The organism is Arenibacter sp. F26102 (assembly GCF_023015865.1).
GTDB lineage: Bacteria > Bacteroidota > Bacteroidia > Flavobacteriales > Flavobacteriaceae > Arenibacter.
The window spans coordinates 258482-282419 of record NZ_JALKBC010000001.1; the positions used below are offsets into that span (position 1 = coordinate 258482).

The 23938-nt window shown below is 37.9% G+C and carries 21 protein-coding genes and 1 pseudogene; 13 read left to right on the forward strand and 9 right to left on the reverse strand.

Features of this window, described 5'->3' with window-relative positions; all coding sequences use genetic code 11:
• Positions 1-30: 30 nt before the first annotated feature.
• The gene (locus tag MWU78_RS01060; RefSeq protein WP_246994157.1) at positions 31-1104 is read right to left on the reverse strand and encodes a mechanosensitive ion channel domain-containing protein; all 1074 of its coding nucleotides are present in this window, start codon (positions 1102-1104) and stop codon (positions 31-33) included.
• 310 nt (positions 1105-1414) lie between these two features.
• On the opposite strand from MWU78_RS01060, the gene hemH reads away from it, so the two are divergent.
• Both hemH and MWU78_RS01070 read left to right on the forward strand, forming a co-directional pair.
• Positions 1415-2446, forward strand: a complete 1032-nt coding sequence (gene hemH / locus MWU78_RS01065; protein ID WP_246994159.1) for a ferrochelatase — start codon at positions 1415-1417, stop codon at positions 2444-2446.
• Positions 2446-3834, forward strand: coding sequence for an MATE family efflux transporter (locus tag MWU78_RS01070; RefSeq protein ID WP_246994161.1), 1389 nt, complete (start codon positions 2446-2448; stop codon positions 3832-3834). Before hemH ends, MWU78_RS01070 begins: the two co-directional genes overlap by 1 nt.
• Positions 3835-3919: 85 nt before the next feature.
• On the opposite strand, the gene MWU78_RS01075 is transcribed toward MWU78_RS01070, so the two are convergent.
• Positions 3920-4699 carry a tryptophan-rich sensory protein gene (locus MWU78_RS01075; RefSeq protein WP_246994163.1) on the reverse strand — a complete coding sequence of 260 codons (780 nt, stop codon included), beginning with the start codon at positions 4697-4699 and terminating at the stop codon, positions 3920-3922.
• A gap of 263 nt (positions 4700-4962) precedes the next feature.
• Here MWU78_RS01075 and MWU78_RS01080 point away from each other — a divergent pair, with 263 nt between their 5' ends.
• From MWU78_RS01080 to MWU78_RS01100, 5 genes and pseudogenes are all read left to right on the forward strand, one after another.
• Positions 4963-5514, forward strand: coding sequence for a CopD family protein (locus MWU78_RS01080; RefSeq protein WP_246994165.1), 552 nt, complete (start codon positions 4963-4965; stop codon positions 5512-5514).
• Positions 5515-5630: 116 nt separating this feature from the next.
• Positions 5631-7070, forward strand: coding sequence for an ATP-binding protein (locus tag MWU78_RS01085; RefSeq protein ID WP_246994676.1), 1440 nt, complete (start codon positions 5631-5633; stop codon positions 7068-7070).
• Positions 7071-7123: 53 nt separating this feature from the next.
• Positions 7124-7906, forward strand: a complete 783-nt coding sequence (locus MWU78_RS01090) for an enoyl-CoA hydratase-related protein (protein WP_246994167.1) — start codon at positions 7124-7126, stop codon at positions 7904-7906.
• A 22-nt stretch (positions 7907-7928) separates the two neighbouring features.
• Positions 7929-9494 carry a hypothetical protein gene (locus MWU78_RS01095; protein WP_246994170.1) on the forward strand — a complete coding sequence of 522 codons (1566 nt, stop codon included), beginning with the start codon at positions 7929-7931 and terminating at the stop codon, positions 9492-9494.
• A 128-nt stretch (positions 9495-9622) separates the two neighbouring features.
• Positions 9623-10696: pseudogene (locus tag MWU78_RS01100) on the forward strand (PA0069 family radical SAM protein).
• A gap of 109 nt (positions 10697-10805) precedes the next feature.
• Here MWU78_RS01100 and MWU78_RS01105 read toward each other — a convergent pair.
• The 3 genes from MWU78_RS01105 to MWU78_RS01115 form a co-directional block, all read right to left on the reverse strand.
• A complete protein-coding gene (locus MWU78_RS01105; RefSeq protein WP_246994172.1) occupies positions 10806-11462 on the reverse strand; it encodes an HD domain-containing protein in 657 nt (218 codons plus the stop codon).
• A complete protein-coding gene (locus MWU78_RS01110) occupies positions 11459-12196 on the reverse strand; it encodes a lysophospholipid acyltransferase family protein (RefSeq protein WP_246994173.1) in 738 nt (245 codons plus the stop codon). Before MWU78_RS01110 ends, MWU78_RS01105 begins: the two co-directional genes overlap by 4 nt.
• An 80-nt stretch (positions 12197-12276) precedes the next feature.
• On the reverse strand, positions 12277-12687 hold the full coding sequence (locus MWU78_RS01115) for a BrxA/BrxB family bacilliredoxin (protein WP_246994174.1): 411 nt from the start codon (positions 12685-12687) through the stop codon (positions 12277-12279).
• A 137-nt stretch (positions 12688-12824) separates the two neighbouring features.
• On the opposite strand from MWU78_RS01115, the gene MWU78_RS01120 reads away from it, so the two are divergent.
• The 4 genes from MWU78_RS01120 (at position 12825) to MWU78_RS01135 (ending at position 16481) form a co-directional block, all read left to right on the forward strand.
• Complete coding sequence (locus MWU78_RS01120) at positions 12825-13562, forward strand: TerB family tellurite resistance protein (RefSeq protein ID WP_246994175.1); 738 nt, start codon at positions 12825-12827, stop codon at positions 13560-13562.
• A 46-nt stretch (positions 13563-13608) separates the two neighbouring features.
• Positions 13609-14193, forward strand: a complete 585-nt coding sequence (locus tag MWU78_RS01125) for a HupE/UreJ family protein (protein WP_246994176.1) — start codon at positions 13609-13611, stop codon at positions 14191-14193.
• 211 nt (positions 14194-14404) lie between these two features.
• Positions 14405-14839, forward strand: coding sequence for a dCMP deaminase family protein (locus MWU78_RS01130; RefSeq protein ID WP_246994177.1), 435 nt, complete (start codon positions 14405-14407; stop codon positions 14837-14839).
• Positions 14840-14855: 16 nt separating this feature from the next.
• A complete protein-coding gene (locus tag MWU78_RS01135) occupies positions 14856-16481 on the forward strand; it encodes a S41 family peptidase (RefSeq protein WP_246994178.1) in 1626 nt (541 codons plus the stop codon).
• Here the strand turns inward: MWU78_RS01135 and MWU78_RS01140 are convergent.
• Together MWU78_RS01140 and MWU78_RS01145 are read right to left on the reverse strand one after the other, a co-directional pair.
• Complete coding sequence (locus tag MWU78_RS01140; protein ID WP_187582196.1) at positions 16478-16681, reverse strand: hypothetical protein; 204 nt, start codon at positions 16679-16681, stop codon at positions 16478-16480. The genes MWU78_RS01135 and MWU78_RS01140 overlap by 4 nt on opposite strands.
• 21 nt (positions 16682-16702) lie before the next feature.
• Complete coding sequence (locus tag MWU78_RS01145) at positions 16703-17281, reverse strand: MarC family protein (RefSeq protein WP_246994179.1); 579 nt, start codon at positions 17279-17281, stop codon at positions 16703-16705.
• A gap of 152 nt (positions 17282-17433) precedes the next feature.
• On the opposite strand from MWU78_RS01145, the gene MWU78_RS01150 reads away from it, so the two are divergent.
• Complete coding sequence (locus MWU78_RS01150) at positions 17434-18006, forward strand: DUF3109 family protein (protein ID WP_246994181.1); 573 nt, start codon at positions 17434-17436, stop codon at positions 18004-18006.
• Here MWU78_RS01150 and MWU78_RS01155 read toward each other — a convergent pair.
• Complete coding sequence (locus MWU78_RS01155; RefSeq protein WP_246994183.1) at positions 17996-19975, reverse strand: tetratricopeptide repeat protein; 1980 nt, start codon at positions 19973-19975, stop codon at positions 17996-17998. The two genes, MWU78_RS01150 and MWU78_RS01155, sit on opposite strands and share 11 nt — an antisense overlap.
• Positions 19976-19989: 14 nt before the next feature.
• Positions 19990-20724, reverse strand: a complete 735-nt coding sequence (locus tag MWU78_RS01160; RefSeq protein ID WP_246994185.1) for a LytTR family DNA-binding domain-containing protein — start codon at positions 20722-20724, stop codon at positions 19990-19992.
• 2101 nt (positions 20725-22825) lie between these two features.
• Here MWU78_RS01160 and MWU78_RS01165 point away from each other — a divergent pair.
• Positions 22826-23815, forward strand: a complete 990-nt coding sequence (locus MWU78_RS01165; RefSeq protein WP_187582181.1) for a ribonucleotide-diphosphate reductase subunit beta — start codon at positions 22826-22828, stop codon at positions 23813-23815.
• The last annotated feature ends 123 nt before the right edge of the window (positions 23816-23938 follow it).

Sequence of the window (23938 nt, forward strand, 5' to 3'; positions counted from 1 at the left end):
TTTTTCATGCCAATCCATGGAGAATGCCCACTACTTTTTAGTAGCGTTGGGTTCCGCTTTGTCGGCTAGGTATAAACGGGTATGTGGTAAGCTTTCTGGATAATGTTCTTGTAAAAAACCAATCAGTTTTTCCCGTACCAATACCCTTAGATCCCAAGCGGTGGGGGAGTCAACGGCACTCATTAGCGCTCTAATCTCAACACTCTGGGCTTTGGCATCCGTTACCTGAAGCACATTTACTTTTCCATCCCATAGATCCGTGGAGGACAATATCCTGGTGAGTTCCTCCCTAAGCTTATCGAAGGGAACGCGATAATCTGTATGAATAAAAACAGTTCCCAATATATCTGCGGATGTTTTGGTCCAATTTTGAAACGGTTTTTCTATAAAATAGGTGGTCGGGACTATAAGTCTCCTTTTATCCCAAATATTGATTACTACATAAGTCAAGGTAATCTCCTCAATGCGTCCCCACTCACCCTCAACAATCACCACATCATCAAACTTAATGGGTTGGGTGATGGCAATCTGAATTCCGGCCAAGATGCTGCCAATTAGTTTCTGGGCGGAGAAACCTATGATTATACCCGCTACCCCGGCAGAAGCAAAAAGACTTAGACCAATCTCCCGGATGCTATCAAAACTCATTAGGGCGGCGCCCAGGGCCAAAACCGCCACCACTACGATGAAAATGCGCTCTAGAATATTGAATTGGGTGTATATTTTTCGAGCCTTAAGATTGTCGGATGTTTTTACATCATAGTTTTTGATAATCAATTTTTTGGCAACCTTTAAGGCTACTAAAATCAACCAAGTGATGGAAAATATGATAAGAAGGGTGCTGGTCTTTTTTATGACAAAACTAAAATCGTTTAAATATAATAGGGTATGAAGTGATTTTGAACGGATCAAGAAAGAAAGGAACAAGATGAAAAGTGGTAGACTCACTTTTTTCATGGCATCCTTGGGAATCAGATATTTTGGATTGCTTCCCAATTTTCGAAGGGTAAAATAAGTGACTATGTAAAGAACGGCCAAAAGAACAAACGTACCCATAGCATAAATGAGGGTCTGGTTGTCTACGTTTTTTAAAATATTTCCCATCTAGATAGAATTTTTATTCAATGTTATCCGTAACATACTAAAATCTATGCAATATATAGATTTTGAAACCCTTAATCCTATGTACTTATACATCTTTGATGTAGGCAAGGCAGACCAAAAGCCCCGAACACTGGTGGTAAAGGGTTTCATAAATTAAATACTAATTGGTATTAAAAAACGACCTAATTTATTTTTGTACTAAAATTAGTCTTATCTATTCCAGTATAAAGAAACTATTTAATGGATTTAAATTATAGTTACACTGCATGTGTTATTTTTGCTGTTCAAGTAAATTAATACAAAAGGAATAATGAAAGGAGTTTTGTTGGTAAACCTAGGTTCCCCGGATAGTCCCACACCCAAGGATGTTAAACCTTATTTGGACGAATTTTTAATGGATGAAAGGGTTATTGATGTTCCCCGGTGGTTAAGGAATATTATTGTACGGGGGATTATTTTACAAACAAGACCCAAGAAATCCGCCGAGGCCTACAAAAAGATATGGTGGGAAGAGGGATCTCCCTTAGTTGTAATTTCCGAACGCTTTGCGGACAAGGTAAACGAACAAAGTGAAATTCCGGTCGCATTGGGAATGCGTTATGGTAGTATGACCATTAAAAAAGCCCTTGATCAGCTTCATAAAAAAGGAGTGGATGAGGTACTGTTGGTTCCTTTATATCCGCATTATGCCATGTCTTCATATGAAACGGTTGTGGTAAAGACCATGGAGGTACGGGAGGAATTTTTCCCCAAAATGGAAATTACGACACTTCCGGCGTTTTATAAAAATACGGACTATATCGAAGTACTTTCAAAAAGTATTGCTGAGGGATTGAAAGGTTTTGAATATGACCATATTTTATTTTCCTACCACGGTATTCCCGAAAGACATATTAGAAAGTCAGACCCTACAAAATTCCATTGCAAGATAGATGACAACTGTTGTAAGACCAATTCGGTGGCGCACCATACCTGCTATCGCCATCAGTGTTACGAGATGACAGAAAAAGTAAAGGAAAACCTTGGTCTTTCCAATGATAAGGTGAGTCTTTCCTTTCAGTCCAGATTGCCCAACGATCCTTGGTTAAAACCTTATACCGACTTTGAGTTCGAGCGTTTTGGAAAAGAGGGCATTAAGCGATTGGCGGTAATTACTCCTGCCTTTGTCGCAGATTGTCTGGAAACTTTGGAGGAAATAGCCATGGAAGGAAAACATCAGTTTCAAGAAGCAGGAGGGGAGGACTATAAGCATATACCATGCCTAAACGCCAATGAAGCCTGGGTGAGCTTAATGGTTAAATGGATCGGAGACTGGGAGACTAAGGAAACACTTCCAGTGTAATGGCCAAGGTTTCATCAGAACAGTTGGGCAGCGAGCCTATTGGTAAATTGCTGGTAAAACAAGCAGTTCCGGCCTCTATAGGTATTTTAGTCATGTCTTTGAACGTTCTGGTAGATTCTATTTTTGTGGGTAACTGGATAGGCTCTATTGCCATAGCCGCAATAAATGTAGTGCTTCCGGTATCCTTTTTTATAGCAGCTTTAGGAATGGCCATCGGCATTGGGGGTTCCAGCATTATTTCCCGCGCCTTGGGCGAAAATAATAGGGAAAAGGCACTAAGAACCTTTGGAAATCAAATTGCCCTAACACTTCTGGTTACCATAGTTATGGTAATATTGGGGCTGTATTATGTAAATAGCCTTATTCCTGCCTTTGGGGGCAAGGGGGATATTTTTGGACCGGCCAAAATATATTATACCATTGTTTTGTACGGTGTGCCGTTTTTGGCCCTTTGTATGATGGGAAATACGGTGATTAGGGCGGAAGGCAAGCCTAGATTTGCCATGAACGCTATGATCATTCCCTCGGTAGGAAATCTGTTGATGGATTATATCTTCATCTATGTCTTTGACTGGGGAATGGAAGGGGCAGCTTGGGCAACAACCATTGGGTATTTTCTTTGTTTTGCCTATATCCTTTATTTTTTTCTTTCCAAAAATTCCGAGCTTAAATTGAAATGGTCCCATTTTGGACTGGACCGACCTATTCTGAGGGAAATAGGGGCCTTGGGTTTTGTTACCTTGTCCAGGCAGGCCGTAATAAGTTTAATCTATTTATTGATGAACAATATCCTCTTTGGATTGGGAGGAGAGGCAATGATTGCTGTCTATGCCATTATTGCCCGGATGCTAATGTTTGCCTTTTTCCCTGTTTTTGGGGTAACTCAGGGATTTCTGCCTATCGCAGGCTTTAATTACGGAGCCAAAAAATACCAAAGGGTACGGGAATCGATAAATACCGCAATCCTTTATGCTGCAGGCTTGGCTTTTATAGTGTTTGTGGGGCTCATGATTTTCCCGGCGGAGATTGCAGCCTTGTTCTTGAGTAATCGGGCCGATATGTCCACAGACGAATTGGCCATGAATACCTTTGTATTGGAACATACCCCCTCGGCAATGCGCTGGGTCTTTGCGGCAACTCCGATTATTGCGGTTCAATTGATCGGTGCGGCCTATTTTCAGGCCATCGGTAAAGCTGTACCGGCACTATTGTTGACCTTAAGCCGACAGGGATTCTTTTTTATACCGCTCATTCTAATTTTACCAAACTACTTGGGAGAATTGGGAGTATGGATTTCATTTCCCATTGCAGATGTCCTTGCCACGCTTGTTACAGGTTATTTTTTAAGGAAAGAGGTGAGGGCGACCTTGGTGAAGAAGCCATGGTAATAAAGGCTATAAGAAATTTACATCTTGTAATGGATTTGGCGGATAATTACAAAGCAGCCATTTTATAATCCGATTTTTAAGTAATTCAATGCTTAAAAAAGGGGTTGGTTTTCCTATTGCTATATCCGTGGAATAGTATCACCGATAAAAGGACAGCAATACAAGCCAGAGCCGTATATGCTAGGATTTCCAGACTGTCCTGATGTCTAATATAGATTGCGAAAAGTGCCCAAACCCCAACCGCGGCAAATTCGCGCATGCTTCTTTTGTAAATGATGACCAAATTTATCAAAGTGGCAACGACCATGAGAATAATGGTCCATTGCACTTCGGTTAGAAATGCACCGTTCCAACCTATTTTAGTTAGATAAAGTGCAATATTGGCTATAGTAGCAACGGTAATCCATCCACTGTAAAGACAAATGGGCCACCAGGAAAAGGCTATTATTTCCTTAGGAGCATCCCATCGTTCCATATTCGTATTAATAATGATTTTTAGCAGGGAGATTAGGATTCCGGCAATGATAATAACGGTTAAGCCCATATAATCATATGCAAAGGTAATGACCCATGTGGCATTCAAGACATTGGCAAGTGCAAACCAATATCCGGTCTGTTCTATGTAAGCAAGTTCTTTCCTATCAAAAAAAACAACTTTGATTTGATAAAGGGCATAGGCCAATAAGCCTAGAAAAATGAGGCCCCAAATGGCAAATGCATAACCGGCGGGAGTGAAAAGATTTGTGTACCGCTGACTTAACTCCCCTATAGTGGTATCGTTAATGCGGACGGCTTGTGAAATATAATTTACGGCAATGACCAAAACCACTGAGAGTAGGTTTATAACAGATAGTTTTCTTTGCATTTACCTAAATTACGTAACTTTTCCAGGGAATTAGTTCCTTATTCTAAAAAAAATAGGTCATTCCAAATAAATCTTAATAATCTTGCAAGGCGTATTGTATTTTTTTCGTCGAGAAATACGCAAGACATTTTCCGAAAGACAATGAGTTTAGGAGATTTCATAATCGGCCTGGCCTCCTGTATTAAGGGTATAAACCAGTACGGATACCAAAGATTAGTTTTTCAGAAAACGGTCTACTATCTTTACGGAACAAGAGCTATTAAATGACCGACTATTACAATTATATTAAAGCCTTACACCTCATTTTTGTGGTTACCTGGTTTGCTGGATTGTTTTATGTGCCTCGATTGTTTATCTATCATATTGAGGCAGATCAAAGACCGTCGCCTGAAAGGGAGATCCTAACCCATCAATTGAAGTTGATGACCAAGCGTTTATGGTTTATCATTACCTGGCCTTCCGCCATTTTGGCCACATTGTTCGCTATTTGGTTACTGGTATTATATCCAGCTTGGTTGCAACAACCGTGGATGCATATAAAACTCACCTTTGTGGTGTTGCTTTTTGTCTACCACCTAAAAAATCATCAGATTTATAAACAATTGCAGCGTGATGAGGTAAAATATACTTCCAGGTTTATGCGCATTTGGAATGAGGGAGCCACGCTGATATTGTTCGCGGTGGTCTTTTTGGTTATTTTAAAGGGTACTTTTAATTGGATTTTTGGTGTTGTCGGAATTATTGTGCTGGGAGTGTTGCTAATGCTGGGCATTAGACTTTATAAGCGGATCCGCGACAAAAATCCGGAAGCTTAGGTGCCATTTGACCCTTCGTTGCTGTTAATTTTGGCGTGATAATTGTTACCTTTAAAAACTAAATTAGATTTCAGTTGCTCACAAACTTTTCCTTGCGTTCCCGGATTTTTATCTCCATGATTTTTTGGGTGGTGATTGCATTTGTATTGATTGCAGCAGTTACCGTGTACCAGTACAGTGAGCAGAATAGGGATTACCATACTGAACGTATGGAACGTAAAGAGGAACAGATAAAGCAAAGTATAGATTTAGTACTTCAAAAGACTACCTATCCTGTAACTACGGAAAATTTGGGGCATATTTTTAAGGATGAAATATATGAGATTGCCCTGGTACAGAATATTAATTTTAATATTTACGATCTGCAGGGCCAATTAATTAAAAGTTCTAGGCCCAAATTTGAAATAGATTCCATTTCCACCTGTTTGGATGCCGAAGTGTTGAATAAATTGGCTACCATGCCCTCCAAAAGGTATGTAGAACAAAAATCGGCCGCTGGATATAATTATCAGGCTTCCTATACCTACATAAGCGACAAAAGATTTAAACATATCGGTATTTTAAACCTGCCTTATTTTGAGGACAATTCATTTAACGACAAGGAATTAAAGGAAATACTGTTAAGGCTAACAGGCGCTTATCTTCTGTTGATGCTATTGGCCATTGGCCTTGCCTATTTTATTTCCAAATACATTACCAGATCCTTGCAGACCATTTCGGACAGATTAAATCAGACAGATTTGACCAAACGGAACGAAAAAATTATTGTGGAGAATCCGAGTGAGGAAATTGGCAAATTGATTACCTCTTATAACGAAATGATCGATGAGCTGGAGGTAAGTGCAGCAAAATTGGCAAAAGGGGAGCGGGAGCAAGCATGGCGAGAAATGGCAAAACAGGTGGCACATGAGATTAAAAACCCCCTTACACCCATGCGCCTGAGCGTACAGAATTTTGAACGTAGATTCGACCCCAAGGATCCGGATATTGTGAAAAAAGTTTCAGAATATTCAAAAACACTGATTCAGCAAATTGATACTATGAGTAGTATCGCCTCGGCATTTTCCAACTTTGCCAATATGCCAGCCCAGCAGAACGAGACTTTAAATGTGGTGAAGATTGTAAAGATGGCTGTGGATATTTTTGATGAAAACTATATTCACTTTTCGTCCGACGAAGAGGAAATAATAGCCAAATTAGATCGGACCCAATTAATTAGGGTAGTTACCAATCTTGTTAAAAACGCCACCCAGGCCATCGTGAAAGTTGAGTCTCCTTATATAATGGTAACCGTTTCCCAAGACGGTGATTTTGTAAAAATCACCGTCGAAGATAATGGTCTTGGGATACCCTTGGAAGTAAGGGAGAAGGTTTTTGAACCCAAATTCACTACCAAGAGCAGTGGAATGGGTCTTGGGTTAGGGATGGTGAAAAATATTGTGGAAAACTATAAAGGCACGATCAATTTTACATCGGAGATCAACAAAGGAACCGTGTTTACCGTCCGGTTTCCTATTGCCAAGGCAGGAGTAAATTCAATTGGCCCGAATGCATAATAAAGTAGATACTGGATGTTTTATAATACAAGGTTTAACTTAATCTTAAAGCAATGCAATACGAAAATTTACTAATTAATTCAGAAGCAAATGTAGCCATCATCACCATTAATAGGCCAACAAAGTTGAATGCACTTAATAAGGCAACTATAAAAGAGCTGCACTTTGCCTTTAAAGGCTTGGAAAAGGATAAAAATGTAAAGGTGATAATTTTAACGGGAAGCGGTGAAAAAGCATTTGTGGCCGGAGCCGATATTTCCGAGTTCGCCAATTTTTCAGAGAAAGAAGGTGGGAAACTGGCATCAAAAGGTCAAAAACAGTTGTTCGATTTTGTAGAAAATCTATCCACTCCCGTTATAGCAGCAGTCAACGGATTTGCATTGGGAGGTGGTTTGGAATTGGCCATGGCCTGCCATTTCAGGGTAGCCAGCCACAATGCAAGAATGGGTCTACCTGAAGTTTCCTTGGGTGTTATACCGGGTTATGGCGGCACACAGCGCTTACCGCAACTAATAGGTAGGGGCAGGGCCATGGAAATGATCCTTACCGCAGGAATGATCGATGCGTCTAAAGCATTGGAGTTTGGGTTGATCAACTATGTGGTTGAACAAGAGCATTTAATGGATCTATGTATGAAATTTGCAGGTAAGATATCGAATAATTCACCTGTAGCCATCAGTTATGCAATAAAAGCGATAAATGCTGGTTTTAACAATAGTATTAATGGGTTCAAAACGGAAATAGAGGCTTTTGGCAGTTGTTTTGGTACTTCGGATTTTAAGGAAGGGACCGCTGCCTTTTTGGAAAAAAGAAAAGCCAATTTTCCGGGTGCTTAAAATATGCCCTAAATAGCTTGTTATGAATATCAGGAAAAACCTTGGGTTGCTAAGCTTGTTTTTGTCCTTTTTCTACTTGACTCAAGCACAGGAAATGCCTGTGAAATATAGTTTTGGAGAAAAATATAACGATAGGTACAAATATTCCAATTTGTTGGAAATTTCAGATGACGGTATGGGAGGTACTCTTTTGGTACGCTCCTATTACACTGGAATAATTTTAAAACCTAGGGGCTATTATATTGAGCATTACAATAAGGATTTAGAGCTGGTTGCAGAGTATAATTACAAGATAAAGGGGCTCGATTTTGTAAATGCCTTTGTTAAGAACGGACAACTGAATATACTTTTGTTGGAATACAATCTTGGTAAGGGGTCTTATGATTATGTTGTACATAGAAGTCCGATTAGTAGTTTTAATTTTACCGAGGAGACCATTCTTTCCATCTCTTCCCAGGAAGTAGCCGAGCCTTTGGACCATAACTACTACAAGAGGAATTTTTCATCAGGTTTTACTACCACCACCTTTTTTAACGAGGACAAATCTGCATTTGCCATTAGTACCCATTTTAAAAAGGGAAGGGATGAAAAGCATTTTGTATATCTCTTCAATAGTAGTCTGAACAAGCTTATGGAGTACGATTTCTCCGAACAGATAGAAGAAAAGAACTATGCTTTTGAAAACATGGTTACATCTAAAGATTTAAGTCAGTTATATCTTGTGGGTAAGGCCTATTATAAAAAGAAACGATTTGCTGCCACAGATCGCAAATTTCAATATGAATTGCTAAAGGTGACCAAAAACGGGGCCGGGATACAGACTTTTGACGACCCTGGAAAATTTTCTGAAGCTTTAAAGCCTATAATTGCGAATGGTAAATTGATCTGTGTCGGATTTTATGCAGATCGAAAGGATAATAGATATAATGGCTTGGCCTATTTTGAACTCGACAGAAACTCTCTGGTCCTTAATGCTAAAAAATACAATCCGTTTTCACAACAATTTATGGCAGATAAATTTGGTAGGGACGGGGATTTAGAGATTAAGAATTTAGTCTTTAAGGATGTTAGTGTAACCAAGGATAACTCCATTCTATTTAATGCGGAAGAGTATTTTGTTACCTCCAGTGTACAACAAGACCCAACTGGTTCCAGGGTAAAAATTGAAAGGTTTCACTACAATGATATTGTAAGTGCCAAATTAAATGCAGAGGGAGATATTATTTGGGCCAGAAATATTAACAAATCGGAGGTTACCCAAGGTGATGGAGCCTATGCTTCCTATAGTTCCTGTGCTAGGGGCGATAATACCTATTATGTAATCAGCACCGCTTCTGAAAATCCACAATTGTTAAGTGGTGAAAGGCTAATTTTTAGGCAGGGCCTTAGCCGTAATAGAAATGTTTTCATGATTAGGTTGGACAATGATGGTAAGATCAGTTATGAGAAGGTTATCGATGACAATGAAGCCAGACTCCCTTTAATGGTCTCTATGCCTTTAATTGATAGGGAGAATAGCCGAATGCTCTACTATGCCAAAAGAGGTTCCAAAAAGCAATTGGTGAGCGTAGAAATTAATACTCCATAAACCGTAATTTTATTTAAAGGTTTTTGTCTGTAATGATTAATAGGGTACTCTGTCCTGTTTAATTAATTAACATATCCACCACCACTTTATTTGGATAAATTCCATATTTTTGGATTAAATCCATTATATTGAAATCTAATAATTATATAAAAGGTCGTGGTGCCCAACATAATTCCAACAATAGATTTGCCCAATTTTCCAATGAATTAAGGGCCGATTTTTTGGAGTTTTGTCGCTTGGAGGGGGAAACTGCGGACCATAACAAAACACAGTACCTTCCCATCTTTCCAAAATCTATCGTTAATAAGGTCAATAGTCCTGACGTAGGTATGAGCTTTTCCTTGAATCCATACCAAGGCTGTGAGCACGGTTGCATTTATTGTTATGCAAGGAATACTCATGAGTACTGGGGTTATAGCGCCGGACTCGATTTTGAACGAAAAATTCTAGTAAAAAAGGATGCTCCGGCCTTATTGGAGGCCAAATTGAAAAGTAAAAATTGGAAGGCAGCTACCATTGTACTTTCTGGGAATACGGATTGCTATCAACCTGCAGAACATTAATTTAAAATTACTAGGGCTTGTCTGGAGGTTTTTCTAAGATACCGTCATCCGGTAGGCATAATTACTAAGAATTCATTGGTATTAAGAGATTTGGATATTCTGACTCAATTGGCATCGGATAATTTGATCGGGGTAAATATTTCCGTAACCTCTTTATCCGAAGAAACCAGGCGTATATTGGAACCAAGGACTACAACCATTAAAAAGAGACTGGAGACCATTAGAATATTATCTGAAAATAATATTCCGGTAAATGCTATGTTGGCCCCAATTATTCCAGGTATAAACAGTCATGAAATACTTAATTTGGCCCAGGCGGTATCAGATAACGGGGCCCTTTCCTTTGGGTTTACCGTGGTTAGGCTGAATGGGGCCATAGGCCAAATATTTGAGGATTGGATAAAAAAGACCCTACCTGACAGGGCCAATAAAGTACTGCAGCAGATAGCGGACTGCCTTGGGGGAACCTTAAATGATAGTCGCTTTGGAATTCGTAACAGGGGTGAAGGTAAAATTGCACAGCAAATTAAGGATTTGGCCCATTTGGCGCGACAAAAATATTTTAAGGATAAAACCTTTCCCAAACTTAATACGGAGCTTTATGAATCCTACAAGGGAGGTCAGTTGAAGTTATTTTAGCACAGGGTTTTTCTTAATCTGGGAGCAGGTATTGGATACAGGGTTATGTATAGACCAATGGCCTATAGACGGAAAATAAAATTATACTGAAAGGTATTCACTCTCGTTCTTAGGCATTTCCATTCCATTCCTTATAGAATTGCTCCAAATAATCCAACATAAATTGATGCCTTTTTTCCGCCAGTTTCTTGCCGGATTTGGTATTCATTTTATCCTTTAGAAGCAGAAGTTTTTCATAAAAATGGTTTATGGTGGGTGCGTCGGACTTTTTGTACTCCTCCTTGGTCATCTGTAGGTTCGGGGCAATTTCCGGGTTGTATAGTTCCCTATTCTTAAACCCGCCATAGTTAAAGGCGCGGGCAATTCCAATTGCGCCAATGGCATCCAAACGGTCGGCATCCTGCACCACATCGAGTTCTTTGGAAGTAAATGACTTTTTGGAATCCAAAGTGGATTTAAAAGAAATGTTTTCAATAATTTTTACCACATGGTCCAATACCTTTTTCTCTATATTTAAAGAAGTTAAAAATTCGGCGGCCATTTTAGGGCCTACGGTTTCATCCCCGGCATTGAACTTGGCATCGGCAATATCATGTAAAAGAGCTCCTAAACTAACAACAAGCACATCTACCTTTTCGTCCTTGGCTATGAGAAGTGTGTTCTTAAAAACGCGTTGGATATGAAACCAATCGTGTCCTCCTTCTGCTCCCTTCAGCGTTTCTTTCACAAAGGTTATAGTTTCTTCTATGATCTGTGTGTTGGTCATGCAGATGGAATTATGGCCTGGGTTATGGTTTTTTCAACCTTTTCAATGAGTAATTCCACATCTCCGTTATTTTGCAATGGTTTGTGCACATCGAAAGTAATGTGGTTGCAGAGTCCATAGGGGAATTTGCCATATTTCAGCATTTTCCAGGAATTGTTGATGCTAATAGGGATTATTATCGCAGAGGGTGCTTTTTTTAACAGCACCTTTAAACCCGTTAAATGGAATTTTTTGGGTTGGCCCGTTTTACTTCTCGTACCCTCGGGGAATATTACGGCCGAGCGTTTATGCTTTTCAATATAACTCCCCAACTTTGCTATTTCGGTTAAGGACTGTCTACTGTCCTTTCTGTTTATTAGCACAGAACCACCATGCCTTAGATTATAGGAAACACTAGGGATGCCCTTACCCAGTTCCTTTTTACTGACGAACTTGGGGTGATGTTTCCTCATGAACCAAATAATGGGAGGAATATCATGCATGCTTTGATGGTTGAGCACTATAATAGCTGGCCGATCTGTTGGTATATCTTGAAGATTTTTAATCGTGTAACGGGTGCCTAGAATATGGGTGCACCGTAAAAGGGTTAGGTTCAATAGGGCCACGCTCATTCTGTGGGCGTTATAACCAAACCAATTAAAGCAGACCCATTGAATGGGATGGAAAAGGAGCAAGGTAAGCCCAAATAATATAAGGTAAAGGGCCGACAAGGGAAATGCCAATACTTTTTGCATGTTACAAAAATAAAAAACCGCTCTATTACAAAGCGGTTTCATTCAAGAATATTTCCAAATATTAATGAGGTCTCAGTTCATTAACAGAATTCGTTGTAGGCTTCCATTAAATTTTCTGCAATAACTTCTGCAGGTCTGCCTTCTATATGGTGACGTTCTATCATGTGTACCAATTCACCATCCTTAAACAGGGCCATGCTTGGGGAAGACGGGGGAAAAGGAATCATTGCACTCCTTGCCGCGTCAACGGCTTCAGTATCCACACCGGCAAATACAGTTACCAAATGATTTGGTTTTTTAGGGTTTTGTAGGCTCATTTTGGCTGCTGGTCTGGCATTGGCAGCAGCACAACCGCAAACCGAGTTAACCACAACCAAAGTAGTTCCTTTTTTACTTATGGCACTTTCAACCGCATCGGCTGTATATAATTCTTCAAAACCGGCAACTGCCAAGTCTTGTCTCATAGGTTTTACTAATTCCGCAGGATACATAGTATTATATTTTATTCGATTATTAATAAAGTTTTCAAAGATAACCATTTTGAAGCATACTAATGAAATACCTTAACTTTTCATTAGACCTTCTTTTGTACCGTAAAATTATATCTTTGCCAAAATTTGGATATAAGATGATTAAATGGTTTGCCGCAATATTAGGATATTACACCTTTAGGTTTCCAGGGGCTATTCTAGGATTTATAATTGGTAGTTTTTTCGATAACCTAAGAAGCTCGGGCGGTGGAGGTGCGAGGTCTATTTTTAAGGATATTACCCAACAAAATGTATCTCCAGCCGATTTTGAGATTAATCTGCTTTCCCTTTGTTCCATTGTCATAAAATCGGATGGATCCGTTAGCCAGACGGAGATGGATTATGTAAGGCGATATTTTGTGAGCACCTATGGCAAGGACAAGGCCAATGCTATTTTTAGGACCTTTAATGAGGTTGTTAAAAAAAGGGAGGTGTCCGCAGAACGTATATGCAGTTATCTAAATCAACGAACCAGATATGAGGTTAGGCTTCAATTATTACATTTTTTGTTCGGTATCGCCCAGGCTGATGGGACCTTGCGCCCGGCAGAAATTGATAAAATTTCGGAAATAGCAGGGTATTTTAGGGTTAGTCAGATCGATTTTGAAAGTATTAAGGCTATGTTTATCAAATCGGCTGATAATGCCTATAAAATTTTGGAAATTGAAAAATCGGTGTCGGACGAGGAGGTTAAGAAAGCCTACAGGACCATGGCTAAAAAGTATCATCCCGATAGGGTGAACACGGAAAACGAAGCTATTAAGAAAGGGGCTGAGGAAAAATTTAAAGAGGTTCAGAAGGCATATGAAACTATTCAGCATGAGAGGGGTCTTTAATAATTTATTACATGGAAAGTAAATATATCTGCATTAATTATTGATTATGGGAGATTTTGGGTTTTATATTATGTTGGGATTGGAACATGTATTGGATTTGGAAGCCTATGATCATATCTTGTTTTTGGCGGCCCTAACCATACCTTTTACCTTTGTGGATTGGAAAAAAGTATTGGTGCTTGCCACGGTATTTACAATAGCCCATTGTTTTTCACTTGGTCTTTCTGTATATGAAGTGGTGGTAGTGGATGTAAGTCTCATTGAATTTTTGATTCCGGTCACCATATTTTTCACAGGTATTTATAATTTAATTGGTTCCAGGAAAACTACCGATCAAAAAAATATGGCTGCTTACTTAACAGCTACTGGTTTTTTTGGACTCGTTCATGGATTTGGGTTTTCCAATTACTTTAAGATGTTGATGGCTGGGGAAGAGGAGAAAATTTCACCCTTATTGGGATTTGCGGCCGGGATAGAAATTTCACAAATATTGATTCTACTCGCTGTGCTTTCAGGGAATTACATTGTAAGATCCTTGTTTAAGGTGAAACAACCTTCTTTTATCCAAATAATGTCGATTATTGTTCTTTTCATCACAATACCTATGTTGATTACAACGTTTCCTTGGTAGAGTTTGGCTAAATCTTAACCTTTCTTGATTGCGGGAATAGTTGGTAGCGGCTATCTTAGTAATTACAAAATTGATTTAATCCCTATTGGCTAATATTTTCAAAACAAAGTTGCCTTACCTTTGTGGAAACAAACCATTGTTAAGGATTAAGAGGGTTCATTTGGCACAATACTCGGAAATGACCCTATGCAGTAGTGGGAAAAATTATTGAATGAAAGAACGTAAACAAGAAAAGTACGATAAAGCGTATTTACGTATGGCCAGTGAATGGGGTAAACTCTCTTTTTGCAAGCGCAAACAGGTCGGGGCCATCATTGTAAAGGATAGGATGATTATTTCTGATGGTTATAATGGAACTCCAACTGGATTTGAAAATATATGTGAGGATGAAGAGGGCTATACCAAATGGTATGTTTTGCATGCCGAAGCCAATGCCATTTCCAAGGTAGCCTCCTCCACCCAATCCTGTGAGGGTGCTACATTATACATTACATTGTCTCCGTGTAAGGAATGCAGTAAACTAATACACCAGTCTGGCATAAAACGTGTGGTATATCAGACAGGCTATAAAGATGACTCCGGGCTGCAATTTCTTGAAAAGGCTGGAGTACAACTTGTTCACCTTCCTATAATTGTGAATGTGTAAAATGCTAATTTGAATCATGAAGAAAATAAACACCTACATATGGCCCACTGTAATAGCCCTGGCAATTGCCATGGGAATATTTGTTGGTGGAAAATTGAACTTTAATGATTCTCCAGAGAAACTTTTCACAACCAATTCTAAAAAGGACAAGCTCAATAGACTTATAGATTATATAGATTATGAATACGTGGATGAGATAAATACGGATAGCATAGTAGATGTTACCGTTAACAATATTCTTGAAAAATTGGATCCACATTCAGTGTATATCCCTAAACAGGAAATGGATAAAGTTTCCGAAAATATGAAAGGGGATTTTGTTGGGATAGGGGTTAATTTCTATATGTACAAGGATACTATTTCCGTGATCAGAACTGTAGTGGACGGACCAAGTTTTCTTCAAGGCCTACTGCCTGGAGACCGGATATTAATGGCCGATAATGATACTTTATATGGGGAGAATATTCCCAATAATTTGGTCGTGGAAAAACTTAAGGGGAAAAAGGGATCTCCTGTTAAGCTACAGGTATATAGGAAGGATGATAAAACCACATTCAGTGTAAATATAAAAAGAGATGTTGTTCCCATAAAAAGTGTAGAGGCTTATTATATGCTTACCAAGGATATGGGTTATATTAAGGTAAATCGTTTTGCCGAATCTACCTATAAAGAGTTTAGAACGGCCCTTAGAAAGTTGGAAGCACAAGGAGCTAGGAAATTAACCTTGGACCTAAGGGATAACCCTGGAGGTTATTTGGGCATTGCCGAACAGATGGCGGACGAATTTCTCACAGATGGTAAATTGATTTTATTTACTAAAAACAAAAAGGGCAAGATCGATAAGGTATTTGCTACCAAAAAGGGGGATTTTGAGGATAAACCCGTGTATGTTTTAATAAATGAGCGTTCCGCTTCTGCCAGCGAGATCATTGCTGGATCTTTACAGGATAATGATATAGGTACCATAATAGGTCGTAGGTCTTTTGGCAAGGGCTTGGTGCAGCGTGAAATGGATTTGGGAGACGGCTCCGCGGTGCGATTAACGGTTTCAAGATATTACACCCCAACAGGCCGTTCCATTCAGAAATCGTACGACAAGGGGAATAAGGATTATTATCAGAAATTCACCGATCGTTACCATAGCGGCGAACTAATTTCCGTAGATAGTATTAAAGTGGCCGATTCGTTAAAGTTTAAAACTCCCAAAGGCAAGGTGGTCTATGGAGGAGGTGGTATTATACCAGATGTTTTTGTGCCCATTGGGACCAACGAATCCGAATATTTTGAAAGTATGGAAAGCGTAGGCTTCCTATCCTATTTTGTGTTTGAACATTTGGACGGTAATAGGGCACAGTACAAGGGCTATTCCAAGGAAGAATTCATCAATAATTTTAGGGTAGATGATATCCTCTTTGAGGTATTTATAGACTATTGCTTGGCCAGAAATATCAAAATGGACTTTTATGCCTTTGAGGAAAAAATAAAATTATATATAAAGGCCACCTTGGCAGAGCAATTGTTCGACCCCAATACCTATGCTAAAATAAAAAGCGGGGAAGATGATATGCTGAAAAAGGTTTTGGAATTGGATAAACCAACCATAAACCAAAAAGAGGCCGATAAAATTGAAGCCAAAAATTAATCTTGTTCTATTTTTTTCTGGATTTTTTTGGAGGTAGTATAAATCAATAATAGCGCAATGGCGCATAAGGAAGCCACGATCCCTATTAAGGCTATTATACTATTTCCCTGAAAAGGGTCTTCAAAATCCACTAAAGTTACGTTATAGGCTATTAAGGCCAATCCCAATACAATGAGTATTACTATTAATATTTTGTTCATCTCGCCTTCTTTCTTAATTGATTAAAACAACTGGTTGATATTTGAGGTAAATAGTTTGACCGCAATGGCCAAAAGTATAACACCAAATATTTTTCGGATCACATTGAGCCCGTTTTTACCCAAAAATTTCTCTATTTTACTAGAAGATTTAAGGACAAGGTATACAAAAATAACATTTATTATAATGGCGACAATGATATTCTCTACGTAGTATTCCGCCCTTAAGGAAAGTAGCGTGGTTACCGTACCGGCACCAGCAATTAAGGGAAAAGCGATTGGAACAATGGAAGCGCTTTCCGGTTGTTCATCGCGATAAAGGGTAATACCCAAAATCATTTCTATCGCCAAAAAGAAAATTACAAAAGCCCCCGCAACGGCAAATGAGTTGACATCTATTCCTATGAGATTTAGGATTTCTTCTCCCACAAACAAGAAAGCCACCATAATACAGGCCGAAACAATCGATGCTTTTCCAGATTGTATGTGTCCTACTTTCTTTCTTAGTGTTATGATGATAGGAATACTCCCTATAATATCAATTACGGCAAAAAGAACCATACTTGCAGTAACAATTTCCCTAAAATTAAAATTGAATTCCATAGCTTAATAAATATAATCTTAGTCCTTAAGGTGTTTATTTTGCCCATTCCTCCTAAGACGCGGCAAATTTACGTTTAATTAGGAGTATTTGGATTTAATTAAGGGAAAATATATCCCCTTAAAGAATTATATTTGCTGCCTAATAAAATAGTATGTTCCAACTGGGAAAAACAATAGTATCCGAGGAAATTATTGAAAACGATTTCGTTTGTAATTTAAGTGCCTGTAAAGGGGCCTGCTGTGTTGATGGGGAGGCTGGTGCACCCCTTGAAGATAGGGAAACAGAGATTTTGGTGGACATCTATAGTAAGGTAAAACCATTCTTACGGGCAGAAGGTATTGCCGAAATAGAAAAGCAGGGAGCCTTTATTCGTGGTGAAGATGGCGAATGGGAAACCCCATTGGTAAATGGTAGCGAATGTGCCTATGTGGTTTTTGACGACAAGGGAATAACCAAATGTGGACTCGAAGAAGCCTATAATCAAGGGGTTACAAAATGGAAAAAGCCTGTATCCTGTCATTTATATCCCATTCGCGTACGCGAGTATTCGGAACTTACGGCAGTTAACTATCATAAATGGGAAATTTGCGACCCAGCATGTTCATTGGGAAATGAACTTAAAGTACCCATTTATAAATTTGTAAAGGAGGCCTTGATTCGCAAGTTTGGGAAAAAATGGTATGCCGAATTGGAACAAATAGCGTTGGAGCATACTAATGGGTAGGAATATGTAGTACCACTTTAGTACCCAATGCCACCTTATTAACGTCATAAAGGTCTATTATTTCTACCTGAAAGGAATTTTCGAAATCTTTGGAGAAATTGGCCAGCCTTTCCTTAGTGATATCTATACCAATGGATTTTCGTTTCAAAATTTTACTTTCTTTTATTCTTTCCGAGGCTTCCCGCCCAACGCCGTTGTCGGTAATACTTATTTGAATAAATTTATCGTTTTCCCGCTTTACATGGAGTAGTATATTTTTTTCCCCTTCTTTGGAGGAAAGACCATGCCACAGGGCATTTTCCAGAAATGGTTGAAGAATTAGGGAAGGAATCTTAACGGTGTGCTCATCTATGGGTTCTTCCACACGTACTTTGAAATTTATTTCGTTGGAAAATCTAATATTCTCAATGTTCATGTACAGGTCAATGGTTTCCAATTCGTCTGCCAAGGAAATTTCTTTCAAGGAAGAAGATTCCAGAATTTTCCGCACCAATTTTGAGAATTTATTGAGGTAGTGCACGGCATTCTTTTTTTCATTATTTATGATATAAAGCTTAATGGAATTCAAGGAATTGAACAAAAAATGTGGATTCATTTGGCTGCGCAACATGCTTTGTTCCAAGGTAAGTATCTGTTTTTCGTTCTTAAGTTCTTTCTGCCTATAGAGGATATACAATATAAAAGTTAAAAGAGCCATACCCAATGCGCCAATAATTAAGGTATTGGTTTTTTTGCGAAGCCGAAGGTTGATAAACTCGTTTTCCCTGGCCAGTGCCTCTATTTGATTGGTTTTTTTTTCGGTTTCATATTTAATGATCAAGTCATTTATATAACGGCGATTGACCTCACTATTGATTTCTTCGTGAAATTTTTCCGCCAATTGGTAATACTCCAAGGCGTTCTTATAATCTGTCTTGTAGGTGAATAATTTGGAAAGGAAGGCATAGGCCTGTGCAATGGAGCTGGGAAGGCGGTGTTTTTGGGACATTTCCAAACCAGAAGTGAGGAATTCTTCTGCCTTGTCGTATTGCTTTAACTCCATCAATGCCCAGCCCATATTAATGTTGATGGCTGTGATAATGGACATATCGCCCAGCGTCTCTGCGGCCAAGAGATTAGGTTCAAGAATCTCAATTGCCTCATACAATTTGTTTTGTTTTAAATAAATTTGGGCAATACTGTTTTTGCAAATAATTTTTCCCTTGTCATTTTCAATTTCATTGTTGTAATCCAAGGAGGTTCTGTAGTAATGTAGCGCCTCCTCCAACTCTCCCTTATATTCCAAACATTCACCAATATTCTGATAATTGATGGCCAGTCCCAATTTGTTGCCCAGTTCTTTTGACGATTCCATGGCCCTTTTAAATTGGGAAATGGCTATTTCATATTGTTTAAGGGTCAGATAGAGATTTCCAATGCTATTTAGGGATACGTTAATGCCTTTTTTGAGTTCGTTCGAGGGGTTGGGGACGGACTCTGCCAGCTCCAAGGCCTCTTGATGATAGTCCAATGCAATTTTAATGGAATCGTTTCTCCTGTAGACCACTCCCAACATATTTAGGCTAAAGACTCTGAACTCCAGATTATTGTCGTCAATAGCCGCCTGTAACCCTTTTTGATGAAGTGCAACGGCCTTGGTATATTGTGAAATATCCCTGTACTTTCGACCTAACTGGTTTAAAGCATATGATTGTCCTGATAAATATTGTTTTTTTGCGGCCTCATTATTAAAGTAGCGCATATAAATAGTGTCGCTTCTTTTGGAATTTAATATAGAATCCAAATCCTTGTAAGTTTTTGGGGCAGCATTTATTAGACTATCCGTTACTCTTTTAAAGTCTTCTGTAACCTCCTGTGAAATGACTTTGGTAGCAGAAATTAAGGCAAGAATTAAAAAAAAAAGGAATTTCCCCGATTTTGGGAATAAAAATCTCCGTATAAATAAAAAAATGCTGGAGGGAAAACTCATGATATGTTGCTAGATTATATTAAATCTAAAAAGTCGGATTTTTTTTGTCTTGAAACAGGGATTTTATGGTTGGACTGCAAAATGACATAACCATCTGTTTTAAGAAATTCCTTTATTTTATTTAGATTGATGATAAAGGAATTGTGAATTCTAAAAAAAGTATCCTTCGGCAGTATTTGATTTACTTCCTTTAATTTTTTGGTAAGCAAAATTTTTTGTCCATCGCTTAAAAATAACGTACTGTAATTTCCGTCGGATTCCGCAAAAAGAATTTCATCACTTTGTAAAAATAATAATTTCCCGTCTGTATTGATAGTAATTTTTTTTTGAAGTGAATCTGAATTGAACTTCAATAATATTTTTTCCAGTTTTTCCGCAGTATAATTCTTGTTGTTGAACTTTTTTATTTTGGCAATAGTGTCATTTAAATCATCCGTGTCTATGGGTTTCAGAAGATAGTCTATGGCCTCATTTTTAAGGGCCTTTATAGCATATTGATTATAGGCAGTAGTGATGACCACTGGAAATTCTTTGTTCTGTAGTTTCTGAATAAATTGAAAACCATCCATTGTGGGCATTTCAATATCCAAGAACAAACAATCCGGAGGGTGTTGTTCCAAATATTTTAATGCCTCAATAGGGTCAGTAAAAGAGGCAACTACCTTGATTTCATCACTAAAGTTGGTCAACTCCCAAGAAAGACTCTGGAGGGCCTTAATTTCATCGTCTACTAATACTGCTTCTAACATATGTTTAGGAAAGATACTCAAAATTAAAACTAATGTTTATTAAGCTTCTAACATTTTGTGTCAATGGAATTGAATTGAGTATGGTTGGTGTTAAATGGATTAAGATTGGACCTAAATGGAATAAGTGTTATCGTTAAATGAAGAAATGATGAAGAGGAATTTCCAATTTGATCAATGTCATTTATACAGGATAATTTACCATTTACACAATTAGGCACCATCCAATTATGCATTTCTACTACATTTGGTCAACATAATTATTTTCAATGTAAATGATTATTCATAATCTGAAGTGCATAAAAAACCTAGTGATGAATAAATGTATAGTTTTTTTTATCGTTTTAGTTTTAGTTCTTATTGTCGCTGTAAAAACGGATAATAAGAACACAACTTCCTTAGATAGCAATTTGGTGGAACATAAGATAGATACGAATATGAATAGACCCCTAGTAGAATATAAGGCGGGGGTTGATAGAAGATATTAGTGACTAGCGTAAATTATCCTTACACGAAGGTAAAATATAATATTAATCAATGGCCAAAGCAATAAATAAGTAAAATTAACTGCCAAAAAAAGTGCGGTCCTGTAGGATAAAGTTTTAAATATGAACATGTCATTGTTGAAAACAATCCGAAGGATGTAAATGTAAGTTTGAAAAACGCAATCAACTTGTAAGGTTTTGGAATTCGCATAGTATTTAGGTTTCGGGGGAACTACCTAAACGTGTGAATCCGATTCTCGTAATTCATAACCTCATTTCATCGGTTGGATCGCACTTTATTTGGTAGTTTTTTTATTGTTATGGACCACTGATAGACCATCTGCATCTTTATTTTTAATCAAGAATTACAAATTTTCTTTGGTTCTTGACCTCTGATATAATTGCATTGACAGCAGCAATGATAAGGTTGGATTGATTTCTTCTTGGATCAATCTTATCTTGTTATAGAGTATTGTAACTGAAATGGATGATTTTGGGCAAAAACATTACTACACCACTATTGGGACTTATTTTGTTGGGAGCAATATACCTCAGTACCATTTTTACTGCCTTATCTCAACCCTAGATTAACTTTGGACAACTCTCCGTACAGGATGGACTTTCGCGGAACAGTGCTATATCAATTACCCAGGGCAGTATAGGATATCTATGGATTGCGACAGAGCGCCATGAGATGGCTTTTTAATGTCAAATGCTTTAAACATGTGTATGAGTAGGGTGTGTGACAGCTTATTGCCATTAACAAAGGCGGAAAAGTGTTGATGAATGTAAAAAATAACGTAGAGAATTATTCCGATATAGATCTTCTATTCACAAGGTTTTACCAGAAGAATGAATATTTAGAAGGTGCTGGGATAGCCTATTCCATCTTTCTCTAATTCACACACAACTTATGGGGTGGATCGGTAATTTTCTACATAATGTTACATTTCTTGCATACTTTGTTACATATAAGGCATGTTCTTCGAGTTCCCTACAATAAATTTGTTTTTTTGTTAATGGCCTAATTTACTTATCACAAAAGGAAATTTGTATGGTCCTACAAAGGAACAGCATAAACATTGTAATTCCCATTGCATTAAAACCATTGGGAGGATTAAAACAAAACTCGATTTAATATATTAACTCTAACTCCACAAATATGTTTACTACTAATATTAAAGCTATAAGCGTAGTTTTTTTGGCTATGATAGCGATTTCCGTATTTATGATTTTGGCAGCAGTGTCCCTTTAGTTTTTAAATTTAATTTGGCAACATGAATTGGTGATAACTGGATGCCTTTTCATCCAAACCTATGGGTGTGAGTAGGTATGCGTAAACATAAACCAAATAGTATGTTTTTATATACTTTTTGGTTTATTTTTTTAGTGCTATTTTTTTGAACCTAACAGATGTAATTATTTAGAATAGCCTTTGTTCCATAAAAGGTAATGAACATCACTTGCGAACATACATTTCAACATTTTGTGTTAAAAACTTTGTGGTTAATAATGCTTATTAAGCTTTAGTTATTGGGGGTATTTTGCAATCTTTGTTATCTCCAATCGAGGGCAAATTTTCGCCTTAGTGTAAGAAACCCTATAAATCTAAATAAGATATGTCAGCAGCTATTGAGCCGATTCTGAAAGAAAACCTTAACCGATTTGTTATTTTTCCTATAAAACATCATGATTTATGGGATTGGTACAAAAAATGTGAGGCTAGTTTTTGGACTGCCGAAGAAATTGATCTGCATACAGATCTTAACGATTGGAACAATAAGTTGAATAGTGATGAGCGCTATTTTATAAAACATATTCTAGCTTTTTTTGCTGCTTCGGATGGCATTGTGAACGAAAACCTAGCTGAAAATTTTGTAAGTGAAGTGCAATATGCAGAGGCGAAGTTTTTCTATGGTTTTCAGATTATGATGGAAAACATTCATTCTGAAACCTATTCCCTGCTTATCGATACTTATGTAAAGGATGAAAAGGAAAAGGATTTACTTTTTAACGCTATTGAGAATTTTCCGGCCATTAAGAAAAAGGCTGATTGGGCCTTAAAATGGATAGATTCGCCGAGTTTTGCAGAAAGGCTTATTGCATTTGCCGCCGTAGAAGGTATTTTCTTCTCTGGTGCGTTTTGTTCTATTTTTTGGTTAAAGAAAAGAGGCTTGATGCCAGGTCTTACATTTTCCAATGAATTAATATCAAGGGATGAGGGGATGCATTGTGATTATGCAGTTCATCTTCATAACAAACATCTTATTAACAAGGTTCCTAAGGCACGTATAACCGAAATTTTGGTAAACGCTTTAAATATTGAAAGGGAATTTATCACAGAATCACTTCCTGCAAGTTTAATAGGAATGAACTCTAAGTTGATGACACAATACCTGGAGTTTGTAACGGACCGTTTGTTGGTGGAGTTGGAATGTGACAAAGTTTACAATTCAACCAATCCGTTCGACTTTATGGACATGATTTCCCTGCAAGGTAAAACCAATTTCTTTGAGAAAAGAGTGGCTGAATATCAAAAGGCCGGGGTCTCGAACAACAAGGATAAGGACGACGATTCGCAGAAAATCAGCTTCGACGCGGATTTTTAAGATATAATGGTATTATTTAAATCCCCTTTGGGTTATAAGGGGATTTTTATGCGACGAGATTGATATGTTAACGTTTTTAACATATTGCCCCATAACCCAGACTTATGTATCATTTAAAAAAAT

What these genes read in the sequence shown, in the direction of transcription:
- MWU78_RS01090 (WP_246994167.1), top strand. Translation starts at nt 7,124, where the DNA reads ATGCAATACGAAAATTTACTAATTAATTCAGAAGCAAATGTAGCCATC.
- MWU78_RS01125 (WP_246994176.1), top strand. Translation starts at nt 13,609, where the DNA reads ATGGGAGATTTTGGGTTTTATATTATGTTGGGATTGGAACATGTATTG.
- MWU78_RS01095 (WP_246994170.1), top strand. Translation starts at nt 7,929, where the DNA reads ATGAATATCAGGAAAAACCTTGGGTTGCTAAGCTTGTTTTTGTCCTTT.
- MWU78_RS01085 (WP_246994676.1), top strand. Translation starts at nt 5,631, where the DNA reads ATGATTTTTTGGGTGGTGATTGCATTTGTATTGATTGCAGCAGTTACC.
- MWU78_RS01075 (WP_246994163.1), bottom strand. Translation starts at nt 4,699, where the DNA reads ATGCAAAGAAAACTATCTGTTATAAACCTACTCTCAGTGGTTTTGGTC.
- MWU78_RS01140 (WP_187582196.1), bottom strand. Translation starts at nt 16,681, where the DNA reads ATGAACAAAATATTAATAGTAATACTCATTGTATTGGGATTGGCCTTA.
- MWU78_RS01110 (WP_246994173.1), bottom strand. Translation starts at nt 12,196, where the DNA reads ATGCAAAAAGTATTGGCATTTCCCTTGTCGGCCCTTTACCTTATATTA.
- hemH (WP_246994159.1), top strand. Translation starts at nt 1,415, where the DNA reads ATGAAAGGAGTTTTGTTGGTAAACCTAGGTTCCCCGGATAGTCCCACA.
- MWU78_RS01150 (WP_246994181.1), top strand. Translation starts at nt 17,434, where the DNA reads ATGTTCCAACTGGGAAAAACAATAGTATCCGAGGAAATTATTGAAAAC.
- MWU78_RS01145 (WP_246994179.1), bottom strand. Translation starts at nt 17,281, where the DNA reads ATGGAATTCAATTTTAATTTTAGGGAAATTGTTACTGCAAGTATGGTT.
- MWU78_RS01105 (WP_246994172.1), bottom strand. Translation starts at nt 11,462, where the DNA reads ATGACCAACACACAGATCATAGAAGAAACTATAACCTTTGTGAAAGAA.
- MWU78_RS01165 (WP_187582181.1), top strand. Translation starts at nt 22,826, where the DNA reads ATGTCAGCAGCTATTGAGCCGATTCTGAAAGAAAACCTTAACCGATTT.
- MWU78_RS01070 (WP_246994161.1), top strand. Translation starts at nt 2,446, where the DNA reads ATGGCCAAGGTTTCATCAGAACAGTTGGGCAGCGAGCCTATTGGTAAA.
- MWU78_RS01135 (WP_246994178.1), top strand. Translation starts at nt 14,856, where the DNA reads ATGAAGAAAATAAACACCTACATATGGCCCACTGTAATAGCCCTGGCA.
- MWU78_RS01120 (WP_246994175.1), top strand. Translation starts at nt 12,825, where the DNA reads ATGATTAAATGGTTTGCCGCAATATTAGGATATTACACCTTTAGGTTT.
- MWU78_RS01155 (WP_246994183.1), bottom strand. Translation starts at nt 19,975, where the DNA reads ATGAGTTTTCCCTCCAGCATTTTTTTATTTATACGGAGATTTTTATTC.
- MWU78_RS01130 (WP_246994177.1), top strand. Translation starts at nt 14,405, where the DNA reads ATGAAAGAACGTAAACAAGAAAAGTACGATAAAGCGTATTTACGTATG.
- MWU78_RS01115 (WP_246994174.1), bottom strand. Translation starts at nt 12,687, where the DNA reads ATGTATCCTGCGGAATTAGTAAAACCTATGAGACAAGACTTGGCAGTT.
- MWU78_RS01160 (WP_246994185.1), bottom strand. Translation starts at nt 20,724, where the DNA reads ATGTTAGAAGCAGTATTAGTAGACGATGAAATTAAGGCCCTCCAGAGT.
- MWU78_RS01060 (WP_246994157.1), bottom strand. Translation starts at nt 1,104, where the DNA reads ATGGGAAATATTTTAAAAAACGTAGACAACCAGACCCTCATTTATGCT.
- MWU78_RS01080 (WP_246994165.1), top strand. Translation starts at nt 4,963, where the DNA reads ATGACCGACTATTACAATTATATTAAAGCCTTACACCTCATTTTTGTG.